This window comes from Acinetobacter sp. 22301, from assembly GCF_052045285.1.
GTDB lineage: Bacteria > Pseudomonadota > Gammaproteobacteria > Pseudomonadales > Moraxellaceae > Acinetobacter > Acinetobacter pittii.
The window spans coordinates 127442-153425 of the sequence record NZ_JBQEOR010000008.1 but is presented as its reverse complement, the minus strand read 5'-3'; the positions used below and the strand labels follow the sequence as shown (position 1 = coordinate 153425).

The window sequence follows — 25984 nt, the reverse complement described above, 5'->3', positions numbered from 1 at the left end:
ATGACTCAGTTTTATAATAACGATGTCCCATAAAATATTTCAAATTTTAGATAGTTTAGGTTTGGTCGCACAGAATCGTGTACTTCATGTGCAATTTTCCAACCCATCATTAAACAATCAAGTCTTCTTACAACGCATTGAAGGCGAGCATACGCTCAACCAAGGTAGCGTTGCTGAGTTACTGTGTCTGTCGACAAACGCGCATATTGCATTAAAACAATTTATTGGCTGTCAGGTTGCTGTCGATCAGGTGACGGATGCAGGCCAATTTTTTAGAACTACAGGCATTATTACCGAAGCGAGCCAAGGGCAAAGTGATGGCTCACTGACTATTTATAATTTAACCTTAAAAGATCCAATTGCACTCTGGCATAAACGCCGCAATAGCCGAGTGTTTATGAGTAAAAGCGTGCGGGATATTAGCGAAATTCTGTTTAAAGAATGGCAGGGGAAAAGCCCGTTATTTGCCTCAAGCTTAACACTTGATACATCTGGCTTAACCAAAGATTACGATGTGCGTCCATTTGTAATGCAGTCAAATGAAAGCGATTATGACTTTTTAACCCGTTTGTGGCGTAGTGAAGGCATTAACTGGTTGGTCGATGAATCGCAACTTTTGGTCGCTGATCCGAATGCTTCTATCCAGCCACAAGTCTTACGTTTAATTGATGATAACCAAAACTATCAAGCTCTTGAACGACGTAGCCTCCGCTACCAGCGCAGCAGTGCTACAGAACAGTTTGATACCATTACCCAAGTCAAGGCAGAGCGCCGCTTACAGCCGACTTCGGTTCATGTGCAACGCTGGCAAGCTGATGCGCTGCAACAAGAAGAAGGTAGTGGCAGCGTACAAGGCACACAAAAGCACAGTGAACACTATGACAATGCCAGCCTAAACCTTGAAGATGCATGGCACGTTAGCCCCGCTTGGATGCAGGACTTAAACGGTGAAGATCAAGCGACCGCTTCTGGTAATAGCCAGATTGAACAGCTGAACCAGCACATTAATGCTTACCATCACCTGAGTTCTAAACAGTTTACGGTTTTAGGTAACTTCCGTGATGCACAGGTCGGTTACTGGTTTGAACTCAATGATCACCCAGAACTCGACCAACATGACAGTGCTGATAAAGAATTCTTAATTTTACGCAAGCACTACTATAACCAGAATAATTTACCGAAAGAATTACAACAGCAACTTGAGCGTCTGTTGCCAAAAGACAAGCTCAAGGCAGCCCAACTCGATAACCAAAACTCTGAGCAACGTCACTTTGCTGAACTCAATGTCGTTCGACGTAACATTAAAGCTGTCCCTGAATATAGCCCACTAGAACACCGACCAGCTGCTCACCCGCAGCGCGCTAGAGTGGTGGGGCTGGAAGGTGAAAGCATCCACGTTGATCAGTGGGGCCGCATTAAAGTCCGTTTCCTGTTTACCCGAACTGATGACCATAGCCATGACGGTGGTGCGGGAAGTAACGACAATGACACCGACTCCGCTTGGGTCGATGTGCTGACCCCGTGGGCAGGTGCGGGTTATGGCGCGCGCTTCTTACCTCGCGTAGGCGAGATCGTAGTGATCGATTTCTTTGACGGCAACATTGACCGTCCATTTGTGGTGGGCCGTATTCATGAAGCTGAACGCTACCCAACGCAGTTCGACCAGAAAGGCCAGCTACCTGATACTAAAAAACTCAGTGGCATCCGCTCAGAAGAAGTCGATGGCAAAGGCTTTAACCAGCTACGTTTTGATGACACCACAGGCCAGATCAGTGCCCAGCTGCAAAGTAGTCATGCCGCAAGCCAGCTCAACTTGGGTAACTTAAGCCATCCAAAAGACAAGGCGGAAAGTGATGGTCGTGGGGAAGGCTTCGAACTCAGAACTGATCAGTGGGGCGCGGTAAGAGCGGGTAGCGGCTTACTCGTTAGTACCCATAAACAGGACCAAGCCCAAGGTGTACACCTAGATGCAAATGAGGCCAAACAACAAATAGAAGGCGGCCTTAGCAATGCCAAGGCACTCAGTGAAGTTGCTAAAAATCAGCAAACTGATCCATTGGAAATGCTGGAGAACCTAAAAACGTTCATAGAGCAAATTGAAGCAAAAGATCAAGACAAAGCTGCTGCTTTTAAGCAAGCCTTGATGATATTAACTGCACCCAACAGTATTGCTCTAGCCAGTAACGAGGACATTCACCTCAGCGCAGATGGTCAGTTAAGTCAAACTGTTGGTGATAGCATTAATCTTTCTACCCAAAAGAACCTAATTGCACATGCCCAAAATAAAATTAGCCTTTTTGCAGCTCAAGAAGGTGCAAGACTTTATGCAGGCAAAGGTAAGGTCGAGATACAAGCACAAGGTGACGGAGCAGATTTAATTGCCCGTAAAGCTGTTCAGATTATTTCAACAGAAGACAAAATTGAAATTAGTGCTTCTAAAGAAATCGTTATTACGGCAGGTGGGTCTCAAATCAAGATTAATGGCTCGGGAATTTTCCCTGTCACTGGTGGCAAGTTTGAGGTAAAAGCTGGGCAGCATGTGTTTATGGGGGGAGGGAGCGTTCAGCCTAGCTTACCATCATTACCTGTTTTTGAACCCCAGCCGCAGGATTTATTTTTAGAATATTTTCATGCTGATGGTACGCCCGCAAAAGGTTCTAATTATACGGTAACACTCTCTGATGGTTCTAAAAGAACTGGATTTTTAGATGAAAAAGGGCAAGCTTTTATTCGAGATGTTCCTGTTGGAAAGGCACAAGTTCTTTATGAAACTGTATTTAGTGAAAATGAGAAATCAGATGCGGTTGATGACAGTTGGTTTTCTAACTTTATTCAAACCAAAGGTGTTAAGTAATGGTTGAGCAAAATAAAACACCTGAAACAGGAAATGAACAGTTTTGGCAAGGTTTAAGTGGTAAATCAGGATATATTCAACAAGAATTTATCCAATCTTCTGAGTTTCTAAGTCTTGCATTAGGTGAGTCTGAATATGGCGTAGCGAGACATGCACCTTTAGAAAAAAAAGATCAAACCCAATATGCTTATGTATCTAGTCATTTTTCAATTGAAGCATTACCTGAATCTGCAGGTTTTTTAGATAAGTTTCAACATGCGATACAACTTGCATTTGCTGTAAAAGTACAAACAGATATTAATCTTGCAAATAATATTAATAAGATAATTGGTGAAAATATAGACGATATTCAATATATTTTTGGATTTATTAGTGGCGATTTTAATAAAGATCCTACAGTTGCCCAAGTGATTGTGGGTGGCCTCATCAGTATGATCCCTGTTGCCGATCAGATATGTGATATCCGGGATTTATTGGCCAGTGTTATTATTTTATCAGATGAAAAAGAAAGAACACCTGAAAACTGGATGAGTTTAGCCTTAGTAGGAATTGGTGTAATTCCATTTTTTGGTTCAGTTTTTAAAACGATTGCCAAGTTGATTACTAGTAAAGTTATTAAAACAAAAGATGAGTTATTTAAGGCAATTGAGCAGTTGGAATCTTATTGTCGAAAGCTTGGTTATAAACCATTTTGGGGAGATAACCCTGAAAGGTGGCTGAAAACCAAACCTTGGATAGAAATAGGTACAAATGCAAAACTAGTCCTTAATCAATATCTTGCAAAACTACAATCACTTTTACAAATGTATGGTAGTCGTAATACTGCTAAAATGACTGGGTTTGATGCTCTGGCAGATAAATACGCGGCTGCACTTAAAAGTATCATGGCTCAGGTTGGACGATATATTGATGACCTTTGTCGTCAGGTTGAGAATGCTTGTCATGAGATTATGGGACAACCAAAACTGAGTGTTGCAGGTGGACATGGCAATGGGATGGATATCCATATTGGTGGGAGTCCAAGTCAACCGACTCGAGCTAGCCATACACAGCCATCTAATAAAATTGCTTTTGCCAAGATGAAAGAGCATAAGGTCGGATGTTTTGAGCCAGTAAATACTCCTAAAGCTCGAGCCAATGCCCGTAAAAATATTGATTTAGGACATCCGCCACAAGCCAAGCGTGAAAATTGGTCAGAAGATCAATATTTAAAATGGGAAACCGATCGCCAGTTAGAAATGCAACAGAATGCTTTAAATAGTATGACGGCAAAAGATTATGAGAAAGGTCGGGAGCTTTTTAAACAAAATGGTCGAGGGAATGGTTTGGATCAGATTCAAGCTAGGCAAAAATATGAAAAAGATTTAGCTGATTCAAAATTTGAAGAAAACTTAGAAACAATGGATCCTCTAAGTGCACGCAAAAAAGCTGATCAGGATTCAAAAGATATCATGTCTACTATGGCTGCACTTCATAATCCAGATCAGATATCGGCAGGAATTATGAGTAATGCTCCTATGGATATAGGTTTAAAGAATGTGAATTCATCAATTGGTAGTGGTTGGGGCAATAAAGCGACTGGAGAAACCATAAGTCGTGTAGGATCTATTGATAATGCTGTCAAAGGGATTGATCCAAGTGAGAAAGATGCAACTAAACTCAATGTCAAATTAGAGAGATGTAAATAATGGAAGTGAGTTCAAAAAAATTAGTCGATGAATTTATTGATTTTTTTAATATACATTTTTCAAGTATAAGAAAAGGAAAGCAACCAACGGCTGAATTTATTGCTCAATATGAGCATACTTTTCCTGAATATCTATTTTATATTTGGGATAAGTTAGGTTTTGCATCATTTGAAAATGGAGGGTTTTGGTTAGTTAATCCAGTGGATTATGAAGATATTTTAGAACTTTGTCTCAAAGATACTGACTTTCCTGAATATGATGATTTTTATGTTATAGCTCATAGTGCTTTCGGTGAATTATATGCTGTAGGAAAAAATACGAGGTCAAAATTAACAATAGATATTGTGAATTTGAGAATTTATCCAAATATAAAAGAAAATATAGATGATCAGGAAATAAATTTTTTAAGATCACTTTTATCCACTATTACAATGAAAGGGACAAAAAAAGCAATTGATATTTATGATAAAAATGAAAATCTACTTTTTGATCGCTGTTTAACAAATCTAGGTGAGCTTAAAGAGAATGAAATCTATGCCTTTGAACCACCAGCAGTATTAGGTGGGCCACAAGTTATTGAGAATATGAAAAAAGTAGATTTATTCCAATACATTCCTTTTGTAGCTCAACTAGATAAGTTTCAAGTGATGTTGGATATTTCCAAAGAGGTTGATCGTTTAGGGATTAAGCCAAATCATTAAAAAGTAGTAAGTTATAAATTTTTTGAGTGGGAGTTTAACTCCTACTTTTTTATTGATCAAAAATAGCAATTAACAATATCTTTTGATTCATTAGGCGTAGTTGTGGCAATAAAGCAATTGGTGAATCTATAAGCCATGTAGGATCTATTAATGATGCTGTTAAAGGAATTGATCCAAGTGTGAAAGATGCAACTAAACTTAATGTGAAATTAGAGAGATATAAATAATGTTGCCGATTAGCCAACAGGAAGCGATACAAAAGTACTTTGATTACTTTAATGTTAAGTTTTCTAAGATTGAAATAGGTAAAAAACCAACGCCTGAATTCATTGCTCAGCATCAACATACTTTTCCTGAATATCTATTTTATATTTGGGAAAAACTTGGTTTTGCATCGTTTGAAAATGGCGGCTTTTGGCTAGTCAATCCAGTAGATTATGAAGATATTTTAGAGCTTTCCTTAAAAGATACTGATTTTACGCAACATGATGATTTTTATGTAATAGCAAGAACTGCTTTTGGAAAATTATTAGTAACTAGTAAAGAAACAGATTCGAACTTGACCATTGATATTATTAATATGATGATTTTTCCAAGTATTAATGAAAACAGAAATTTTAGCGAAGAAGATCATATGAGTTCTTTTTTATCAACAATTTTAATTAAAGGAAAAAAAGAATCAATTGATGCTTATGATAAAAATAGCAAATTACTTTTTGATCGCTGTTTAACAAATCTAGGTGAGCTTAAAGAGAATGAAATCTATGCCTTTGAACCACCAGCAGTATTAGGTGGGCCACAAGTTATTGAGAATATGAAAAAAGTAGATTTATTCCAATACATTCCTTTTGTAGCTCAGCTAGATAAGTTTCAAGTCATGTTGGATATTGCCAAAGAGGTTGATCGTTTGGGTATCAAACCGAAAGGTTAATTTTGCCTAACAAACTATATGCTATGAGAGTAATTAGAAAAGGGAGCTAGGCTCCTTTTCCTATATATAAATTCTTCAAATAAAATTTGATAGCAGCCTTACATAATCCTGATCAAATTACCAGAGGGATTGAAAGTAATGCAGCAATGGATACCCATTGAACTTTTGGGGAGCTGCAAAGATTGATGAAGCTTTAAACAATCGAGTTACTCGAGCGAACATTAAAATGATCATACCAAATAAAATTAATTTATTAAAAATGAGAGCTAAGTAGTGTCAGACTCCACAGACCAACGTAGGCAGCAATTTCTAACTGAAGATTATTATTTAAAAACTAAAGAATACAATGAGGAAGGAATTTCTCTATATCTAGAAAGTGATGCATTTGAAGATGATCAATATAATTGTGGTGAAGCAAGTCGTTGGACTGCAATTACAGATATATATACTTCTTTATTGTATCTTACATATACTGCTGGACATTCTATACAAGAACTTATCCCCGTATTTGAAAAAGTTATCGATGGTTATGAAAAGCAATCAGAAGCATTGGCTCTTTTTCATAAATCAGAAAAACCTTCTGTTATTACTAGCCAAAATGAAACTTTAAATGTATTAAGCCTTGCTTTTTTACTACATCGCAATGATCTTTTTCTCCGTGTTCATTCTTTAGTTAATGGTGAGGGAGATAGTCATACAGGCGAAGATGAAATTATTAATAAATTTTTTAAGTTAAATGATTCTACTCATCCAACTATAAATGAAGGAAATTTGTTTTCCTTAAGTTACGCTAAATTATGTGATGTGATTGACAATGTTTTAGTAAAAAGTGATAAAAAACATTCAGTCGAGCTTTTGGATGAATACTTATCAAATTGGTATCAAATGAATAGAAATGAAATTTGGTATAATAGTCACTTGGATTTAGAAAATAAAAGTTCCTATGTAGGTTATTGGGCATTTGAAGCAGCTGCATTAGTTTATTTACTTGATTTAGATGATAGTTCTTTATATAAACATCTATTTTATCCTAAAGATATTGTACAGTGGGCTCGTAATCAAACAAAAATAAAAGCATTAAATGATGATGTAATACAAATAAAATTAAGAGGGGGGGAGAAATGTACAAGAACTGGTTATTGGCAAACACCTGCACAGCCAAATTTACGCCGGTATTTTGTTCAGGATGAAGTTCTTCCCACACTTATTGAAATGGACTGGGGTGAGGTATATTGGTATTGGGATGGTGAGAATTAATTGAATGCCAAATAAGGCATTCTTATCTACAATAGCTGCAAGATATTAATTTGATCTATTTATCTAGACTATACTGCTGGAAGATCTATTGATCACTTACGTGTAGATTTTGAGAGTGTTATAAATTTATTTAATATTTTATCTGAAAAGCAAAGAACTTATTATAAAGATCCAAATTTTAGTGTCTTTGATTTAGAGTTGCTTAATGATTATTGCTTATATATTTGGTTAATTAGTCTTTTTTATTTATTAAAAAGAAATGACTTATTGATGCGTGTTGCCAAATTAGTAGATGGGGAGTCTCAAGAAAATGGAGGTAAAGACTGGATCGTTGAAGAATTTTTAGCTTTTTCTGATGATAATCGTTTTGACTGTTCTGATGTTCTTTTCCCCCAGCCTTACTTTGAGCTTTCAAATGCTTTTGTAAACCAAGATAATAAGGCTTCTATGAAGCATTTACATAAATTTTTAAAGAAATGGTATAAAGATTTAGCAGGTGCACCTTGGCATGACACCCATAAAGCTGATGGTGGATATTATGGGTATTGGTCTTTTGAAGCTGCTTGTTCCGTTATTTTATTGGAAATAAATGATGATAAAGAATTATACGATTATCTTTATTATCCTAAAGATTTAATTGCTTTCTATCATTCATTCAATCCAACAGCAGGAGAAGAAAATTTATTAAATAATTATAATAGAGTAGCGATTAAAGCAGGTGAGAAGGCTCCTCAATCGGGTTATTGGTTTACAGTAGCTAGTAATAATTCTCGACAATACTTTAATGCTGGAGAGATTCTTCCAGAAATTAAAAAACAAGACTGGGGAGAGGTTTACTGGCAGTTTGAAACAGAAGAATAAAAATTAAAATATATAAGTAAAAAAACTCCATTATTTAATGGGGTTTTATATAAGTAATGTATTCTAATTACTCTCTTTATTAAAATAAATTATCTACGACTAAAAGATAGCTTTATTCGTGTATTCATATGGTTAAGTTTTTCTTTATAAAATAGACAGATGTTTCTGTATTTTATAAAATAATGCCAATCCTGACAAAGTTTTCATAAAAAAGATGTTATCTCATATACATAGAATCCTAGAAGATTTGGGTATCAGCTCGCAAAAACGCGTGCTTCATGTTCAGTTTTCTAATCCATCGTTGAATACTAAAGTCTTTTTACAAAGTATTGAAGGGCAGCATCAGCTAAATAAAGGACTGACTGCCGATTTATTTTGTCTTTCTACCAATGCCCAAATTTCATTAAAACAATTTATTGGTTGTCAGGTTGCAGTCGATCAAGTCACTGATCAGGGGCAATTATTTAGAACTACAGGAATTATTACAGAAGCCAGTCAGGGGCAGAGTGATGGTTCATTAACATTGTATAAGTTGGGATTACAAGACCCGACCGCGCTATGGCATAAACGCCGAAATAGCCGTGTATTTATGAATAAAAGTGTACGGGACATTACTGAAATTCTATTTACTGAGTGGCAGAACAAAAGCCCGTTGTTTGCTTCTGCCTTAACTTTGGATTTAAAAAACCTAAGCCAAGACTACGATGTTCGACCTTTTATCATGCAAAGTAACGAAACGGATTATGAGTTTTTAACTCGACTTTGGCGTAGTGAAGGCATTAACTGGTTGGTTGATGAAGCTCAGCTTTGGGTCGCTGATAGCTCGAATGAAATTCAACCGCAAAAATTACGTTTAATTGATAATAATGAATCATATTTAGCATTAGACCGAAGAAATATCCGTTATCACCGCAGTAGCGCAGTTGAACAACAAGACAGTATGACGAGTCTTGTGCCAACTCGAAGCTTGCAATCTACAGCCGTGCATGTACAACGCTGGCAGGCTGATGCTTTAAGTCAAGAAGAAGGCATGGGCAGTGTTCAGTCAAAGCATAGTCATAGTGCTAATCAGGATAATGCGAGTTTAAGTCTAGAACATGCATGGCATGTCAGCCCTGCTTGGATGCAAGATTTAAAAGGTGAAGATGAAGCTACCGCATCGGGTCACCAGCAGCTAGAAAAACTCAATCAAAATCTATCTGATTACTATTCATTTCAATCAAAATACTTTCATGCACAAACCACGGTACGTGATGCGCAAGTTGGCTATTGGTTTGAATTGAATGAACATCCAGAAATAGATACGCATAGCGGATCAGACAAAGAATTTCTGATTATTGGGAAAAGCTTCTATTTACAAAATAATTTGCCTAAAGATTTGCGACAGCAAATCAAACAACTTTTTAGTCAAAGCCAATGGCAAAACAATCAATCAGGGCTAAATGACCAGACTGAGCGTCAGGGTAATGAGCTCATCTTGTCGCGTAGAAATATTAAAACTGTTCCTGAGTATAACCCATTAGAGCACCGACCAGCAGCTTACCCGCAGCGCGCTAGAGTAGTGGGTTTAGAGGGCGAAAGTATCCATGTCGACCAGTGGGGACGCATTAAGGTTCGTTTCCTATTTACCCGAACTGATGACCATAGCCATGATGGTGGAGCAGGAAGTAACGATAATGACACCGACTCGGCTTGGGTCGATGTATTAACCCCATGGGCAGGTGAGGGTTATGGCGCACGTTTCTTGCCTCGCGTGGGCGAGATCGTGGTGATTGACTTCTTTGATGGCAACATTGATCGTCCATTTGTGGTGGGCCGTATTCATGAGGCTGAACGTTACCCAACGCAATTCGACCAAAAAGGCCAGTTACCCGACACTAAAAAACTCAGCGGTATCCGCTCAGAAGAAGTCGATGATAAAGGCTTTAATCAGCTACGTTTTGATGACACGACAGGGCAAATCAGTGCCCAGCTACAAAGTAGCCATGCTGCAAGTCAGCTAAACTTGGGTAACTTAAGCCATCCTAAAGACAAGTCAGAGAGTGAAGGTCGTGGTGAGGGTTTTGAACTCAGAACTGATCAATGGGGCGCAGTAAGAGCAGGCAGTGGCTTACTTGTTAGTACCCACAAGCAGGACCAAGCTCAAGGTGTACACCTTGATGCAAGCGAGGCTAAGCAACAAATCGAAGGCGGTCTCAATAATGCTAAGTCACTCAGCGAAGTTGCTAAAAATCAGCAAACTGATCCCTTAGATATGCTTGAGAATATTCAGACTTTCCTAGAAGTTCTTAAACAAGAAGATCCTAAAAAAGCTGCTGAGTTTCAATCAGCAGTGATGCTGCTGGCATCTCCAAAAAGTATTGCTGTAAGTAGTAATGAAGATATACATCTCAGTGCAAATGGTCAGCTCACTCAAAGTGCTGGAGATAGTATTAATATTAGTACACAAAAGAATATAGTAAGTCATGCGAGCCAAAAGATTAGTCTATTTGCCGCTCAGGAGGGTGCTCGACTTTTTGCGGGCCAAGGCAAAGTAGAAATTCAGGCGCAAGGTGATGCCTTAGATGTCATTGCTCGAAAAGGCGTACAAATTACTTCAACTGAAGACACGGTTTTTATTACTAGCCCAACTGAAATTAATCTGACTGTAAGTGGATCTCAAGTTAAGTTGAATGGTTCGGGTATTTTCCCTGTTACGGGCGGTAAGCTTGAGGTGAAAGCAGGGCAGCATTTGTTTATGGGAGGATCATCAATAAATCCACCTGCATTAGATTTACCAGACTGTTCTGCTAAACAGACTCAAGCTGCTCAAAATGGATCAGCAAAAGTGATATTAGACTAAGATGAAGCTTTTATTTTCTAAAGATGAATTAAATTCTAAAAAGTTAAGTAATTTAATCTCAAACCTATTTGAACAAAATGGTCATATTAGTTTTTTATGTGATGAGACTTTATTGAATGGATTTTTTGATGAGTTTATCGAAAAGTTAAAAGATTATGAATTGGAACCAATAGAGATTGCAGCTGGCGCTAAAAAAAATAGCCGTCCAGCTCTTTTCTTTATAAAAATAAAAGTGAAAGAAGATCTAGCAAATTCATTAGACTTTATTACTCATACATTATTAATGAATTTAGATCAAAATGAGGATGGTTATTTTATTCATGGATTTAGCAAAATTGTTGATCTAAAAATTGCAGTTCAAACTTTTAAAAAACTTGTTATTGCAAAAGATACAAACAATAAATTTATTTTTCGTTGGTATGATCCACGAGTGTTGGTTTACTTGCCCGCAATAATTGATAAGAAAAGCGAACGAATTGAATCATTTTTAGAGAATTGGCATTTTGTTTTTTTTAACGGTTTGTATGAGGTGAAAATTCAGGAAAAAAGGTCGCTTTTTCCTCTTACTTTTACAAATGCTGAGTCAGCAAAACTAGATTTAATTGAGTTGTCGAATACGGTGATTAAACAATCTCTTATATATGACGAGAAGTTGTTGATTCGTCAGGATGTGATATTGGATTCACTTCATCACGCAATAACACATTATGGAATTTTACATGTAACGGATCTTATTGCTTATGGAATGTATTCCGTTATTTTGCATAGAAATTTTATAAAAAGTCGTTTGATTTCAGCCATACTTGATCATTATTGGGTTGATAGAAGTGAGGCCAACTCATTTACCAAAGCAATGGACTATTTAGAAGAAAATCAATATTCACAAGTTATAAGAGAATGTAAAGAGAGCTACCATGGCTAATGATAAACCGACTTTTGCGAAACAAATGAAAAAATTTGGGACGCCAGCACAACAAGAGCAGAAAGTAGTTCAAAAGTTAGGCGTTAGTCCAAATCCAAGCAAAATTAGTCAGCAGGCTGCTGCATCGACGACTCAGAATAATAAAATACCAGTCACTCAGATGTCTAAAAAGGAATGTACTAACTTTTGTCGCCCTACAGGTATAAATATATTACCTCTTAAATATTCGGTAGCTCGTTTAGGAGTAAAACCATTACCGGCACAATTAGGGGCCAATGTTACTAATGTTTCACTTAAGGAATATAAATATACAGTTCGAATGATTAATTCAGGATATATTTACTTACTCATAAAAAGAAAATCAGGGAAAAAAGAGTGGGTTGCGTATATTACTAATAAGAAGGGGTTTCATCAGGAGTTTGCTATAGGGGGTAAAGCTCCAATTGTTGCTCAAGATTTTGCATGCAATAAAGCTGGACATAGTGCTAACGCTTCTTTAATTACCATTCCTTCTATAAATAATGATGATGCCCAGACGGTCTATTTGCTTCATGCTCACGCTCCACTCACCAAAAAAATGAGAGAACAATTTGAAAAAAATGCTGATCAGTATGCGACTTCAGGCTACTGGCAAAAAATTGATGTAACAAAAGGAGCTGTCCAGCAACATTGTCTTTCTAGTGCCCAGTTAAGTGCTGTTGCATTGCCATTAGAATCATATGGTTCTGCTCGTTGGGGAGCAATAAACAAGAAATTTAGTGAGAAACCGAAAGAGCATATTGGTGTTGCGCTTTATGATCCGATTGGAATTACTTCTAAATTAAATGAAGATCGTAATATATTAAGCTTTAAAGAGATTGATAGTTTCTTAAAAGAAAATAAAGACGGCTTTAGCAACGAACATAAGCTTCAAACTATGACTTTGATTGATAATATGAAGCAAAACTTAGTTGCAAACTCTATTCAGGCAAAGTTCAAAATTATTGATTCAAATGAACAGCAAAGGAAGAAAATTACAGAACCTTATCTTCAAGCAGCGATTCAAAGAGCTGAACGTATGGGTGATAAAAAGGGACTTGAGAATCTTAAAAATTTCGAAAAAAATGCGCCTGCAAAAGCTGCAGCCGAACTTGAAAAACAGAGAGCAGAGGCTGTTAAACAAGCGACTGTGGATGGCGATCATGCATGGAAAAAGTATCAAGCACAGTTAGATCTGAATGGCTTGGAAAAGTTCCGTAAGGATGTCGATAAGAAATCGGAAGAGAGTTATGCTGCTGCGGCTCGCTATGTAGATGATCATTATAACTGGCTGGTTTCTTCTAATCTTTTAAAAGGTCTGTTCTATTTTGACCAGAGTGAGGAATTGAAACAGGGTAAAACACCGAAAGAAAGCAATGGCTTTATTTTTCATGCGGTTATTATGGACTTAATGTATGGAATGAATTTATTGCAAAAAGGGAAAGATTTACTTAATAAATGGATATGTGAAAAAAAAGTTTTGGATAAAAACCTATTCTTGAGAGCCTATTGTTTTAATAACAAAGTCTTGATGGATGAGTATGCCAAGATATTTGAAAGTCCAAGTTCAGCAAAAGACTTACTGGATTATAGTAAACAGAGTTTTAGTATGTTTACCGCAGCCGATGCTGCCTTTGATAGTTGGTTGGGTAGTATTGAGGGGAAAAAATTTATCTCGGCAAATGATTTTAAATGGCCAGATAAACTGTTCTACTGGATATCTTTGATGCTGAATACGGCTCTAAAAGAGTTTGGTGATATACGTTTAAGAACAATAAATATTAGTACAATTACTATAATGGCGCGTGAAGGTGCTCAACGTCATACAGCTCAATTGTTATATTTAAGATCAGGAAATTTGGCTCAACAAATCCCATTGATGAGATTGATGTATAACCTAGAATTTAGAGCTGCTGCAATTTCGTCTTTACCGCAAAGTGGTATGACTTATACTTATCGAAATACTAGGGCGATAGAAATTAAAAACTCAGTATCCTTAGCAGTTAAAGGGCAACCTGATATTACCAAAAATCGAATACTTGCTATCGTAGGTGTTTTTGAGTTACTGAATTTTTATTTCCAATATGATGCTTGGAAATCTGATATTAAAGATAAGCCAGAGCTATCCGTACAATTAGTAGGTTCGATGTTCTCGGTATCTGCTGTTGCATTTGATATGTTAGGTGAGAGTTGGAGCCGTAGAACTGCCACAGGTGCAGCGGCCTCTGCAGCAGCATTTAGATTAACTGCTGGAAGTCTTGGAACTTTAGGTGGAATAACTGGTTTATATGTAGATTCAAAAACCTTAAAAGAGACGAACTCACTTGTTATCCAAACAATGTTATTTACCAGAATTTTGATCAACTTAGGCTTGTCAATTGGACAGGCAGGTGTATTAGCTAGTGCTATTTTACAACATAGCAAAAATGCAGTAATTAAAAGAGTTTTAACTAAATTCACAGCGAATGCTCTAGTCGCATTTTTAATGAGTGCTCGAGTAATTGCTGGATTGAATCTTATAACATTAGGCTTAATTAGCGCAGAAATTTTACTTAAAAAATATGTTTTGGATGATGCAATGGAAGATTGGTGTCAAAAAACAGCTTTTAAATTAGCATCTGACCCTAAAAAAGAGTCAATATTTAAATCTACATCTAGAAATGAAAAAAAATTCCAAACTGCAGATGAAGAATATGAAGAGTTTATGAAAGCGATAGTGAGCGTTTAAAATGTATGAGATGTTAAAATTTGAAGGTCGCATTCAAAGATTAGAGATTTATGATGACTCTTTAAGTGCATTTGGAAAGTCTGGTGATGCTCAAATTGCATCTTCAGCGATTTTGAGTGGTGTGGCAGAAAATGTTTCATTGTCTGCACAAACTGTATTTCTCGCTTCACGTAGTCGTTTACATGTCAAATCAGTTGTTATGGAAATCGATGGTAAAGTTTGCGTAGGGCAATTCCATCGTGCGTTATTTGAACATAATGAATATGTCATTTGTGTCGTAAGACGTCTTGAAAAAAATTTGTATGAACTTTATTCAGTATTGAGCCCTAAAACAGGCTTACTTCATATGCAGGTTGGGATGGGAGCTTCTGTTAAAGCTCATCAGACTTCTATAGCTAAAGGTAGAAATGTTTGGTACGCAATAACAATTTTATTAGGATCTTTAATTTATTTTTGGGCAAGAGGTTTTAATCAGGTTGATATATTAATTTTTTTAGGAGTGGCTATTTTATTTTATTTTATTTTATTTTTTATTATTAAAAATGCATCCAACTCATTAAAACATTTTTCAGAAAAGTCAGAACAAATTTTTAGTTTGTATGGCTTTAAAGATCCGCAAGAGGTTTTTTTATTGCCAAGTCGTTATTTGAGTGAAAAAGATCATTTGTTACTAGAATCCGTATATGAATATAGAAAAGTTATTGAAAGTGATCCATATCCAGAAAGCTATATAGAGCAAAAATAAAAGAATGGGGCCAATAACTAAAGGCTAAAAGGTTATTTAAAGGTAAAGATTTTGAAATTACATCTTCAACTGGTTCAGGGCCCAATCCATTCTCTAGATAAAGCCAAATCTAAAATACCTGTAAATCAGGATGTGGGCGACATCGCAGCAGGTACCGCTTTTGCAGGTGTACTTGCTGGAAGCAGCTCCTTACTTACAAGCTCACCTATTTTATTAATGGCTGGAAAAGCAAAAGATGGTATAACTTTTATAGGTGAAATAGATAAGTATCCATTAGTAGGGCAATTTACGACAGCACGTTTTGAAGAAAATGACGAATTGATTGCTGTAATTAGCGAAAAAACTATTGATGGACGTCATCAAGTTTATGCAATTGTTGATCCTAAATCAGGTCTATTGTATATGATCTATGAAATGGGTCGTTCAGTAAAAATGGGATATAGAGCTATTATGATGCAGACTTGTTTTTTTAGTGCTCTGTCATTTGGCTTGTTCATGGTGATACTTATATTTAGTTTTATCTCTTCTTCTGATTATTCTGGTGAGAGTATAATATTCTTCTTTGAGGCAGTGCTTATAACATTTTTTATTTCAGTTTCATTTTCTGCATTCATAAATTATTTTAGTTTTCGAAAATCATATGAGAATTTTGGCAATTTATCTGAACAAATATTTGAAAAATTAGGTTTTGAAAATCCTAAAGAGCAGGATTTTTATAATGATTTTTTAACTGATAATGGTGTTCAGATTAGTGTAATGAAGTATAGAAAAAATTTAAAAGGCCAAGATCCTTATCCAGAAGATTATTTTGATAAGAAAAATTTTTGAAGTAAAAGGTTAATTAATGAAGCTTAGATTGTTTGTCATTACCTTAATATTATTCACATCTGCATGCACTCAAGACAAAGAAGAACACACTCACGGAACTTTGACTAAAGATTATAAAGATGTGTCTGAATACAAGTCTAAACATGATCTGGAAAAGGCTGTGAAGGCAAATGATGCAGAGGCTATTTTTGTATTAGCATCTATGTATGCCACAGGCGAAGGTGAAAAATTTGATCAAAAGAAAGCATTGGAACTATTTGAAAAATCTGCACAACTAGGCTCCTCAAATGCCATGCTTCAATTAGGACTGATTTATCGAAATGGCAATGAAGTTGTTAAAAAAGATGATCAAAAAGCTTTAATTTGGTTTGAAGAAGGAGCTAAAAAGGGAAATCCTTCCGCAATTCACAATGTTGGGTTGGCCTATTACAAAGGTTTAAATGTAAAACAGGATAGAGCAAAAGCTTTTACATATTTTATTCGATCTGCTGAATTAGGACTCATACAATCCCAGACGGTAGTTGCTGCTCAATTATATGTAGGTGATGGTGTCGAGAAAGACATCAAAACATCTTTTAAGTGGTTATTAAAAGCTGCTGAACAGGGAGATCTTGAGTCACAAAACAATGTAGGCTTGGCTTATGAGCGAGGTGATGGTGTAGAGCAAGATCCGCTTCAATCACTTGTCTGGTTTAAACGCGCTGCTGATCATGGACATGCGTTAGCGCAATATAATACTGCTCTTAAGTATTATAATGGTGCAGGTATGAAACAGAATTTAGATGAATCAATACGATATGCAGAAATGGCTGTACGCAATGGAAATAAATCTGGAGCAGAGTTGTTATTTAATATTTATTCGGATGATAGTAGTTCAAAATTTAGTCCTGAAAAAGCTAATTATTGGAAGTCTAAAATATAAATTTATACTTAAATAAAAGTTCTTTTGAGTGGAAAGGTCTTTTTATTTTTCTCTAACTTAAAACTCGCAATATTCTTTAAAACTATAACGCCAAATAGTTTATTTTTCTTGATATTGAGTGTGGTTTTGAACTATCTAAGAACTTGACCTTAAGAGAAAGATGGTTATTCATAAAACTAGGGGGTATTGGTTCTACTGTTCTCACTAAGTGAAATGAAAAATATACTAAATAGACCGATTAGTCTTGACAATTTTATTTTTATTAATTTTGAGTTTCCACTTTCATAAATTTGAAATGTATCTTTTACAATCATTTAGTTTGTTTATCTTTTAAATCAACTAAAATCTTTTTAAGAAAATGTTTCGTAAATCTTAACTAAGTGATATTTATGATAATTTTTAGTTTAGTTTTAATTTTTATTTAATTGTTTAAATTCAACAACTTGTTTTTAATTACAAAAAATAACAATATTATGTTTTTATAAGAATAACTTTATTAAGCTATATTTTATAAGCATCTTAACTATTTACTTTTAGTTTAAGTTGATATGATTTTTATATAAAATATGTTTGTTTATATGATAAACTGTGCCTAAATTTTTTGAATATAAGGTTTTTAGACTGATTTTTTAATGTTTTAAGAATATTAACTTTTCGGTAAAGCCTTGAATAAATAAGAAAACAGAGGAATGAAAGTTGTGTTGAAACGAAGTATTTTGATACTTTTTCTGACTGGAAACATTATCGGTCTATCATATGCTCAAGCAGCAGAACTAGAGCCTGTAAAACTTAAAAAAAGTTGTATTAAGAAGAACCCTCTAGCAGAAGGTCAAAATGATCCTGAGCTATTGAATATTTTTAAACAAGTTTGTGATAGCGATAATGCAACTCAAAAAAATGATTTATTAGCTAAAGCTGCTATGCGGTTTTATCAAACCAATCAACCAGTTAAAGCATTGAATTTAGCAAGTCAATTGCAAAGTCAAAATATACGCGGTTCATTAATAACAGATGTCTTGTTTTTATCTGGTGTGAGCATTGCAAATAATTCTTTGCAGCAAATGCGTACTCAGGAAATGAGATATTTAAGCAATGATGTGACTTATCCTCCTGCAAAGCAGTTAATTGAAAATATTCATACTGCTATGCCTGCCCCGGACCCATCGAGTTTTAAAGCGAGTTCAGAAAGTAGCTCAGCTGATAATGAAAAAAGAAGTTATAAAAAACAGTATGTAACACGTAATAAAGCGAGTGCTTCTAGAACGTCAAATAAACGAGTATCAAGCCCAGCAAAGACGACTACAGTAAAACCTAAAACTGCACCTGCAGCCACTGTTAATAAATCAAAAAGTTCGCCTTTTGACCCTTTAATTAAATAATCCGGAATAGAATCTTATGGCTAAGAGAGAGAGCGTACAAAAGAAGCTTCAGCGAATTCGACCTCCACGTGTTCAGCTTACATATGATGTCGAAATTGGTGATGCAAAAGAAGCGAAAGAACTACCATTCGTTGTGGGTGTGATGGGTGATTTTTCGGCTGCATCTGAGCTTGAGCGTACAAAATTAAAAGATAAAAAGTTCATTAATGTTGATTTAGATAATATTGATGAAGTTATGGAGTCATTGTCTCCAAGAGCTGCTTTCCAAGTAGATAATACATTGACAGAAGAGGGCGGTAAGATCGCTGTTGATTTAACATTTAAGTCAATGGAAGATTTTCGTCCAGAAAATGTGGTTCAACAGGTTGATCCATTAAAGAAACTTGTGGAAGCTCGTGAGCGTTTAACTGACTTAAGAAACAAAATTTCTAACAGTGAACGTTTAGAAGATTTACTTGATGAAGTTCTTAAAAATACAGATCAGATTCGTAAATTAAGTGCGGAGGCTGATCATGAATAATACTCAATCTGCAGCAATGCCAGTTGTTGAAAATGAACAAGTTACACTTTTAGACTCGATTGTTGAAGAAAGCCGTATTGCCCGAAATGAAGAAGAACATTCGCGTGCAAAAAGCTTAATCGGTGAGCTTGCTAAAGAAGTAATGGCAGGCACAATTACAGTTTCTGAAAATATGACTTTATCAATTGATAAGCGTATTGCAGAAATTGATGCACTGATTTCAAGTCAATTAAGTCAGATCATGCACAATGAGCAATTCCAAAAAATTGAGTCAACTTGGCGTGGTCTTTATTATTTCTGTCAAGAGACACCATCTAACCCTCTTATTAAAATTCGTATGTTGAATACGACTAAGAAAGAGTTAGTAAAAGATTTCCAAGGTGCTACGGACTTTGATCAAAGCACCTTGTTTAAGAAAATCTATGAGGAAGAATACGGATCTTTTGGTGGTGCACCATATTCAGCGCTCATTGGTGATTTTGAATTTGACCGTACGCCTTCTGACATGTATTTGCTTGAGCAAATTTCGCATGTTGCTGCAGCTGCTCATGCGCCATTTATTTCGGCCGCTAGCCCAAGCATTCTTGGTCTAGAGTCATTTACTGATATTGACCGTCCTAGAGATGTTTCAAAAATCTTTGAAACAGCTGAATATGTTCAATGGCGTTCATTCCGTGATAGTGAAGATGCTCGTTATGTTGCTTTAACATTGCCACATGTGCTTGGTCGTCTTCCTTATCATCCAAAGGAAGGAACAGCTACTGAAGGCTTCAACTTTGCTGAAGATGTTTCAGGCGCAAACCACAATGAATATTTGTGGATGAATGCTGCTTATGCTTTCGGTACTCGTTTAACAAATGCATTTGATATGCATGGTTGGTGTGCTGCAATTCGTGGTGTTGAAGGTGGTGGTTTAGTCGAGGGCTTGCCTGTACACACTTTTAAAACACAAGATGGTGAAGTGGTATTTAAATGCCCAACAGAAATTGCAATCACTGATCGTCGTGAAAAAGAATTAAGCGATTTAGGCTTTATTCCTTTAGTTCACTGTAAAAACACTGATTACGCTGCTTTCTTTGGCGCGCAATCAACTCAAAAACCTAAAAAATATGACAATGATACAGCAAATGCTAACTCTGCTTTATCGAGTCAAATTCAGTACATCATGGCTGTTTCACGCATTGCTCATTATTTAAAAGCAATGATGAGAGATAAAGTGGGTAGCTTTGCTTCTGCTGGAAATGTTGAAGCATTCTTAAATGAGTGGTTGTCACAGTATGTATTACTTGACGATGGCGCTTCTCAAGAAGCAAAAGCTCAATACCCTCTACGTGAAGCGTCTGTAAAAGTTGTAGAAGATCCTGCTCAACCAGGTCACTACAAATCTGTGGTTTTCTTGCGACCACACTTCCAGCTGGACGAGTTGTCAGTTTCTTTACGACTTGTCACTGAGTTACCTCAGTCCTCAAATTAATAAAGGTCAGCGAAAGAATAACTTTAAATTACAAATAGGAAAGTTCTAAATGAAAGATATATACGTTGAGTTTCGCGGTAAATACAAAGTTGATGGAGAGTCTCGTGACTCTGAGCACAAAGGCTGGTTAGAAGTTAACTCTTGGTCTCATAACATTCGTCAACCTAAATCTGCTACTTCAAGTAGTGTTGGTGGTCATACTGCTGAACGTGTTGAACATTCAGATATGGTTTTTGTTAAAGATCTAGATGCAACTAGCCCGAAATTATGGGAAGCATGTTCAGCTGGTTATACATTTGATGAAGTACAAATTGACTTCTACCGTGCAAATGGTGATAAGCGCATCAAGTACTTACAAATCAAATTGAAGCATGTTCTAGTTTCTAGTGTAACTCCAACAGTTAATGAAGAAGGTGTTCCAACAGAAGCGTTTGGTTTGAAATACGCAGCTGTTGAATGGACTTACAATCAACAAGATATTAACGGTACTGCTAAAGGTGCTGTTACTAAGAAATGGTCACTTTCTAACAATACTGCTTCTTACGCAGCGTAATTGTTTAAGTGAATATTTGGTGGAGGCTGACTTAAAGTTAGCCTCTGCTGTCTTTAAGCATGCTTGTTGTGAACTCGAATGAATTTAGATCGGCTTTATCCATATGGATTTCGTTCAACTTTGTTTGACCGCTTAATTCCGGAAAGTGAAGATTATGCAAAAGGTCTTTCTATTCAGCAATTAAGAGAATCGGTAGCAAAAGATTTAGAAGACTTACTTAACAGTCGAGTCGCTAAATTGGATCATGTAGTTGATGATTACCCGCTAGTTAAAAAATCTATACTTCAGTTCGGTATTATTGATTTTGTGGGGCTTTCTACAGCCAATCCGCTAGATCGTGACAAGATTTGCCAATCTATTGAACAGTCAATTGCAGCTCATGAACCTCGTTTAAGACAAATACGGGTAGAGATGTTGTTGGATGGGCACAATATGGGGGCATTGTGTTTAAGCATTCAGGCGTATCTAAATATTCATCCACTGTATGAACCTGTCGTTTTTGATGCATTGTTAAAACCGACAACGCAGCAATATGTAATTTCAGCGAGAACCTAGGCATAGTGGGTGTGTTGTGATAGAAGAGCTTTTACCTTTTTACGAAAAACAACTACAGGAATTTGGTCAGCAATCTCGTGAATTTGCTCAAAAATATCCGAAAATTGCTCAGCGTTTATCTTTAAATCAAGAGCAGATTGATGACCCGCATATCGAACGTCTTATACAGGCATTTTCATTAATTTCTGCTCGTATTGATAAGAAACTTGCTGATAGTTATGACGTATTTACACGTTCTTTATTTGAGGTGATGTTCCCTCAATACTTACGTCATTTTCCGGCTTGTTCAGTAATAAGTTTTGAAGATATAAATAAAATAAAGCAGCTCACAGAAGCGCATATTGTTCCTGCTCACACAGTCTTGAAGTCACGTAGCTTTAAAGGGGTGCAGTGTGAATTTAATACTACCCAAGAAGTCAAATTACTCCCTATAAATTTACAAGCGCTAGAGTTTAAAAGCACACCTAGTGCACACATGCATTTAAGTCAAAATGCGACTTTAACTTTTAAGTTCGAAATTTTTAATCATGCTCATATATGTTTAATAAATGAAAAACTACCTATTTATTTAGATGCAATTTCTAATTTTCCACTTCAAGTACTAGACAGTATTTTTAAGAAGGGAACAACTTTTGCCATTAAAATAGGGCAGAAAATTGTTGAACTGGATAAAAATCCATTTGAGTTAACAGGTTTTTCCGAGCAAGAAAGTCTATTGCCACTCGATCAGCATACTCATCATGCTTATCGTTTGCTGATGGAGTATTTTTGTTTTCCTGAAAAATTTAATTATCTAAAACTCGATTTAGGTTTTTTAAAGCGCTTATCTCTAGAAGATAATAATTTTGAACTGCTTATACATTTTAAATTAAATTTAAATGATCAAGCTGTAGTGCGAAATTATTCTGAATTAAATGTCGCTAATTTTAAATTGTTTACTACACCAGTTATTAATTTATTTGAAAAATACGCTGAACCACAAAAAATTGTACATAAGCAATTAGAATATCCGCTGATTACAGATGCTCATCATCCTGAGTTTTATCAGGTGTATTCAATTACTGAAATGAATATGGTTCGTGAAAAAACGAGTCAAGAAGAAAGCTATGTTCCGGTGCTGCCTTTTTTTGCCATGAGTCATTATCATGCTGACACAGCACGTTTTTTCTATGCAGTGAATTATCAAAAGCTGCAGCCCAATTTTGTCGAAATGGGTTATTCAATTATTTCTAAAAATTTAAATCCTTCGTCAACACGTTCGGATTTTATTAGCACAAAACTATTATGCTCAAATCGTGACTTACCGCATGAAGCATTAGGGCAATCTAATAATATATTAAACCTTAATGATAGTAGTCTGGCTCGCCGCGCTATTGTTTTAAAAAGACCTACAAAACCTTATCAATTTGGTCAAAGCCAGAGTGAGCAGTGGCGTGTTATTTCACACCTTTCATTAAATAGTTTAGCTTTAATGAAAGGTGATGCGGTATCTCATATTAAAGAGTTACTTGCTTTATATAACTTACCTTTATCAAAAGAAAATTATCTAATTATTGAATCAATCAAACATCTGGAATTTTCACTTACTCACAAACTTGTAGATGGAAAGCCATTTCCAATGTTTGTAAGAGGAGTAAAGGCAGAGTTACAAATTGATTCATCCGTATTTAGAGGCCATAGCCTATACATTTTTAGTCAGTTATTAAGTCGTGTTTTTAATTTAAAGGTTCAAATTAATAGTTTTGTTGATTTGGTTGTTAAGGATTATTCATCTCAGCAGGAGTTATACCAATGCAGTCAGAACGTTGGTGGCAAGACTCTTCTGTAACAGCTGAGCTCTTTACAAAGCCAAAGTCTTTTGAGTTTATCCAAGCAACACGGCTATTAAGGCACGATTCAAGTCGTACAGTTAGTTCATCCTGGAGTGATCATTTTAAGTTTGAAACATCCTTTAATTTAAATTTTCCTGCTACAGAGATTGAAAATTTAGAATTAACGGACGAGCGGATCTATATCACGAATTTAATTGTTGGTCTTACGGGCATACAAGGTGCTTTACCTTATACGTATACGAATAAGATTAAGCAAGCTCCGCGTCAGCAACGAGCTGAAACTAAAGAGTTTCTAAGTTTATTTAATCATAAGCTTACCGCTCAATATGTAGATTCTAGTATTACTTATAATCTGCCGATTAGATATGAGATAGAACATAAAAATGACTATTTAGATATTCTGCATGCTTTGAATGGTTATGTGCGTTCGCAGCATCAACAAGCTGATCTTGATGAATATTTTGCAGAATTCTCAGGATTAATGCAGGGGCAAAATAATACAGTTCATGCATTAAAAACGATGCTGTCATGTATTTTTAAACATGAAATTACGATTAAAGAATTTGTACAAGAATCCTTTAAGTTAGCGAGTGATCAGTTAACAACTTTAGGTGGAAGTCAGCCGAGTCTACTTGGTGTTAATACTTTTTGTGGGGAAACCATTCAGCAAATTGATGGAAAAATTGAAATTCAAATTGGACCATTAAAACGTCAGCAATATCTCAGTTTCTTACCAAATCAAGAGTTAAGCTTAAAGCTTAAAAAACTTGTAGAAACGTGGTGTAGTCCAACTTTATCAATAGATTTACGGCTTATCTTGGATGAATCAGAAATACAACCTATTTGTCTCACTCATAAGAATCAGAGTGGGTTAGGCCAGGGTTCTTTTCTCATATCACGACAACCTAAAGTACATAGTCATGAAACCTGCTATAGCCTTATTGGAGAGACAATATGATTAAAAAAATATTACTCTCATTCATTGCTATTTTTTCAGTAGTTAGTGGAATTATTATTTTCTACTGGCGTGATGTTCAATATAATCCTGATAAAGGAGATTTTTTCCTTTATTTCTTAGTTTTACCAGCAATAATTACATTGGTGATTTTATCACCGTGGTTAATTTATAGCGCTTATACAACGTATAAAGACAAAAAAGAGCAAGCAATAAATCAAGATAAAGATGACGTTAACTCAAAACAAACTGCGGTAACTGATCAACCATTAGAACAGCTAGATTTCAATATTTATTCTGCTTTTGCTTTACATGCTTTTGGTGAGAACGAAAGCATTATTGAGCAGCTACAAAACTTTAAAAGTCCAGAGCTGGATAATCAATTGTTAAATTCTTACGGATTACCTCTTTTATCTTACCGTATTAAAGATTTTGATGAAGAGAATCATGAGGAGAGTGATTACTCATCTCCACGACAAGTTCGTATGATGTCATTAATAAGACAGCAACTCGAACAAAATATAGAAAATCTATATCTTCTAGCTGAGCATTTAAAGCGTTCAACTTTATTTTATGAGTCGCAGCAAGCCCTTGAATATCATATGCATCCGGCATGGGTAAATCCTGAGTCTGAATATGACGATGTAGAAATGCCGATCGTAGAAGTTTATCGCTTAAATCGCTTAAATCTACACATCCTTCTTTCGGAGGATTTATTACATATCTGGAATGATGACCACAGTAATGAATTAATTTTAGAATTTTTTACTGAAATTGGTATTCCTGCTCAAAAGCTTCATATTGAATATCATTTTTTTGGAGAGCAACTGGCTTACCAAGAGTTAATGCATTTATTAAAGGGTATCCATAAAAGAGAGCATGAGATGTTCTTTTTGGTTGTGGCTGATTCGGAAATTGATCAAGATCTAATTGATGAAAAATCTTGGATGATTAAAGATTATATTCCTGCTGAATTTGCAGCAAGCTGTTTGCTCGCAGATCCTTTATTAAAAATTCAAGAATTAGAACCGACTAAAGCACTGAAAGTGGTAGTGGGTCAACAAGATACAGCGAAGCTTTTTAATAATTTTGAATTTAATGATTTACCTCAGCATGAAGGTGATGAGCCTTATGTACTGATATTGTCAGATCAAACCGATGTAAAAGTTTCGAAGAAATTGCAGCAACACTTTCTTCAAACGCCTGTAGAACCGCATCACTATATTTATGTGAAATCGTCATTAGGGCATACCCAACATTTAGCTGATATTTACGGCTTTATGCTGAGCATGCATTTCCCTGAACATATCATTCCTTTTGTCTTTGGAGAAAATACGGTGTCAGCACATACGTTTGTGCAGAGTATCACTGAAAACTCAGAAGATGATGCGATGGTGTTGAATAACTAATTTAAACTTT

The 25984-nt window shown here is 35.7% G+C and carries 20 protein-coding genes; all 20 read left to right on the top strand.

All coding sequences use genetic code 11. The features are described 5' to 3' along the window. The first annotated feature begins 22 nt into the window (after nucleotides 1–22). The 20 genes from ACTJJH_RS13275 to ACTJJH_RS13180 all read left to right on the top strand — a co-directional run bounded on the left by ACTJJH_RS13275 (nucleotide 23) and on the right by ACTJJH_RS13180 (nucleotide 25974). The gene (locus ACTJJH_RS13275) at nucleotides 23–2854 is read left to right on the top strand and encodes a DUF2345 domain-containing protein (RefSeq protein WP_440601264.1); all 2832 of its coding nucleotides are present in this window, start codon (nucleotides 23–25) and stop codon (nucleotides 2852–2854) included. Continuing rightward, nucleotides 2854–4542: a polymorphic toxin type 15 domain-containing protein gene (locus ACTJJH_RS13270; RefSeq protein WP_202732639.1), complete on the top strand. Its 1689-nt coding sequence runs from the start codon at nucleotides 2854–2856 to the stop codon at nucleotides 4540–4542. Before ACTJJH_RS13275 ends, ACTJJH_RS13270 begins: the two co-directional genes overlap by 1 nt. Next, nucleotides 4542–5243 carry a GAD-like domain-containing protein gene (locus ACTJJH_RS13265; protein WP_202732638.1) on the top strand — a complete coding sequence of 234 codons (702 nt, stop codon included), beginning with the start codon at nucleotides 4542–4544 and terminating at the stop codon, nucleotides 5241–5243. Before ACTJJH_RS13270 ends, ACTJJH_RS13265 begins: the two co-directional genes overlap by 1 nt. A gap of 226 nt (nucleotides 5244–5469) precedes the next feature. Next, nucleotides 5470–6174 (top strand): GAD-like domain-containing protein, encoded by a 705-nt coding sequence (locus ACTJJH_RS13260; RefSeq protein ID WP_202732637.1) that lies wholly within the window; start codon nucleotides 5470–5472, stop codon nucleotides 6172–6174. Nucleotides 6175–6447: 273 nt separating this feature from the next. Beyond that, complete coding sequence (locus ACTJJH_RS13255) at nucleotides 6448–7431, top strand: PoNe immunity protein domain-containing protein (RefSeq protein WP_202732636.1); 984 nt, start codon at nucleotides 6448–6450, stop codon at nucleotides 7429–7431. Nucleotides 7432–7701: 270 nt separating this feature from the next. Further along, the gene (locus ACTJJH_RS13250) at nucleotides 7702–8292 is read left to right on the top strand and encodes a PoNe immunity protein domain-containing protein (protein ID WP_250629476.1); all 591 of its coding nucleotides are present in this window, start codon (nucleotides 7702–7704) and stop codon (nucleotides 8290–8292) included. Nucleotides 8293–8506: 214 nt separating this feature from the next. Continuing rightward, entirely contained in the window at nucleotides 8507–11134 is a 2628-nt protein-coding gene (locus ACTJJH_RS13245) for a type VI secretion system Vgr family protein (protein ID WP_440601263.1), read from the top strand. A gap of 1 nt (nucleotide 11135) precedes the next feature. Beyond that, nucleotides 11136–12056 carry a hypothetical protein gene (locus ACTJJH_RS13240; RefSeq protein ID WP_440601262.1) on the top strand — a complete coding sequence of 307 codons (921 nt, stop codon included), beginning with the start codon at nucleotides 11136–11138 and terminating at the stop codon, nucleotides 12054–12056. Continuing rightward, entirely contained in the window at nucleotides 12049–14802 is a 2754-nt protein-coding gene (locus tag ACTJJH_RS13235; RefSeq protein WP_282497087.1) for a T6SS effector BTH_I2691 family protein, read from the top strand. The genes ACTJJH_RS13240 and ACTJJH_RS13235 overlap by 8 nt, the downstream gene beginning before the upstream one ends. A gap of 10 nt (nucleotides 14803–14812) precedes the next feature. Continuing rightward, nucleotides 14813–15547: a putative type VI secretion system effector gene (locus ACTJJH_RS13230; protein ID WP_081399337.1), complete on the top strand. Its 735-nt coding sequence runs from the start codon at nucleotides 14813–14815 to the stop codon at nucleotides 15545–15547. Nucleotides 15548–15598: 51 nt separating this feature from the next. After that, nucleotides 15599–16375, top strand: a complete 777-nt coding sequence (locus ACTJJH_RS13225; RefSeq protein ID WP_005304004.1) for a putative type VI secretion system effector — start codon at nucleotides 15599–15601, stop codon at nucleotides 16373–16375. Nucleotides 16376–16391: 16 nt separating this feature from the next. Beyond that, nucleotides 16392–17297, top strand: a complete 906-nt coding sequence (locus ACTJJH_RS13220) for a tetratricopeptide repeat protein (RefSeq protein WP_005304006.1) — start codon at nucleotides 16392–16394, stop codon at nucleotides 17295–17297. Between the two features lie 689 nt (nucleotides 17298–17986). Further along, a complete protein-coding gene (locus tag ACTJJH_RS13215; protein WP_416698022.1) occupies nucleotides 17987–18676 on the top strand; it encodes a hypothetical protein in 690 nt (229 codons plus the stop codon). A gap of 16 nt (nucleotides 18677–18692) precedes the next feature. Next, nucleotides 18693–19196 carry a type VI secretion system contractile sheath small subunit gene (gene tssB, locus ACTJJH_RS13210; RefSeq protein ID WP_005041656.1) on the top strand — a complete coding sequence of 168 codons (504 nt, stop codon included), beginning with the start codon at nucleotides 18693–18695 and terminating at the stop codon, nucleotides 19194–19196. Next, nucleotides 19189–20670 (top strand): type VI secretion system contractile sheath large subunit, encoded by a 1482-nt coding sequence (gene tssC, locus ACTJJH_RS13205; RefSeq protein ID WP_262729724.1) that lies wholly within the window; start codon nucleotides 19189–19191, stop codon nucleotides 20668–20670. Before tssB ends, tssC begins: the two co-directional genes overlap by 8 nt. Before the next feature lie 49 nt (nucleotides 20671–20719). Next, nucleotides 20720–21223, top strand: coding sequence for an Hcp family type VI secretion system effector (locus ACTJJH_RS13200; RefSeq protein ID WP_000653195.1), 504 nt, complete (start codon nucleotides 20720–20722; stop codon nucleotides 21221–21223). 78 nt (nucleotides 21224–21301) lie between these two features. After that, nucleotides 21302–21778 (top strand): type VI secretion system baseplate subunit TssE, encoded by a 477-nt coding sequence (gene tssE / locus ACTJJH_RS13195; protein WP_002048404.1) that lies wholly within the window; start codon nucleotides 21302–21304, stop codon nucleotides 21776–21778. Between the two features lie 16 nt (nucleotides 21779–21794). Continuing rightward, on the top strand, nucleotides 21795–23606 hold the full coding sequence (gene tssF, locus ACTJJH_RS13190; protein ID WP_440601261.1) for a type VI secretion system baseplate subunit TssF: 1812 nt from the start codon (nucleotides 21795–21797) through the stop codon (nucleotides 23604–23606). Then, nucleotides 23570–24568, top strand: coding sequence for a type VI secretion system baseplate subunit TssG (tssG, locus tag ACTJJH_RS13185; protein ID WP_032003317.1), 999 nt, complete (start codon nucleotides 23570–23572; stop codon nucleotides 24566–24568). The genes tssF and tssG overlap by 37 nt, the downstream gene beginning before the upstream one ends. Beyond that, nucleotides 24565–25974 (top strand): hypothetical protein, encoded by a 1410-nt coding sequence (locus tag ACTJJH_RS13180; protein ID WP_262439731.1) that lies wholly within the window; start codon nucleotides 24565–24567, stop codon nucleotides 25972–25974. Before tssG ends, ACTJJH_RS13180 begins: the two co-directional genes overlap by 4 nt. Nucleotides 25975–25984: the final 10 nt, after the last annotated feature.

What these genes read in the sequence shown, in the direction of transcription:
- ACTJJH_RS13275 (WP_440601264.1), top strand. Translation starts at nt 23, where the DNA reads ATGTCCCATAAAATATTTCAAATTTTAGATAGTTTAGGTTTGGTCGCA.
- ACTJJH_RS13270 (WP_202732639.1), top strand. Translation starts at nt 2,854, where the DNA reads ATGGTTGAGCAAAATAAAACACCTGAAACAGGAAATGAACAGTTTTGG.
- ACTJJH_RS13265 (WP_202732638.1), top strand. Translation starts at nt 4,542, where the DNA reads ATGGAAGTGAGTTCAAAAAAATTAGTCGATGAATTTATTGATTTTTTT.
- ACTJJH_RS13260 (WP_202732637.1), top strand. Translation starts at nt 5,470, where the DNA reads ATGTTGCCGATTAGCCAACAGGAAGCGATACAAAAGTACTTTGATTAC.
- ACTJJH_RS13250 (WP_250629476.1), top strand. Translation starts at nt 7,702, where the DNA reads ATGCGTGTTGCCAAATTAGTAGATGGGGAGTCTCAAGAAAATGGAGGT.
- ACTJJH_RS13245 (WP_440601263.1), top strand. Translation starts at nt 8,507, where the DNA reads ATGTTATCTCATATACATAGAATCCTAGAAGATTTGGGTATCAGCTCG.
- ACTJJH_RS13240 (WP_440601262.1), top strand. Translation starts at nt 11,136, where the DNA reads ATGAAGCTTTTATTTTCTAAAGATGAATTAAATTCTAAAAAGTTAAGT.
- ACTJJH_RS13235 (WP_282497087.1), top strand. Translation starts at nt 12,049, where the DNA reads ATGGCTAATGATAAACCGACTTTTGCGAAACAAATGAAAAAATTTGGG.
- ACTJJH_RS13230 (WP_081399337.1), top strand. Translation starts at nt 14,813, where the DNA reads ATGTTAAAATTTGAAGGTCGCATTCAAAGATTAGAGATTTATGATGAC.
- ACTJJH_RS13220 (WP_005304006.1), top strand. Translation starts at nt 16,392, where the DNA reads ATGAAGCTTAGATTGTTTGTCATTACCTTAATATTATTCACATCTGCA.
- ACTJJH_RS13215 (WP_416698022.1), top strand. Translation starts at nt 17,987, where the DNA reads ATGAAAGTTGTGTTGAAACGAAGTATTTTGATACTTTTTCTGACTGGA.
- tssB (WP_005041656.1), top strand. Translation starts at nt 18,693, where the DNA reads ATGGCTAAGAGAGAGAGCGTACAAAAGAAGCTTCAGCGAATTCGACCT.
- tssC (WP_262729724.1), top strand. Translation starts at nt 19,189, where the DNA reads ATGAATAATACTCAATCTGCAGCAATGCCAGTTGTTGAAAATGAACAA.
- ACTJJH_RS13200 (WP_000653195.1), top strand. Translation starts at nt 20,720, where the DNA reads ATGAAAGATATATACGTTGAGTTTCGCGGTAAATACAAAGTTGATGGA.
- tssE (WP_002048404.1), top strand. Translation starts at nt 21,302, where the DNA reads ATGAATTTAGATCGGCTTTATCCATATGGATTTCGTTCAACTTTGTTT.
- tssG (WP_032003317.1), top strand. Translation starts at nt 23,570, where the DNA reads ATGCAGTCAGAACGTTGGTGGCAAGACTCTTCTGTAACAGCTGAGCTC.
- ACTJJH_RS13180 (WP_262439731.1), top strand. Translation starts at nt 24,565, where the DNA reads ATGATTAAAAAAATATTACTCTCATTCATTGCTATTTTTTCAGTAGTT.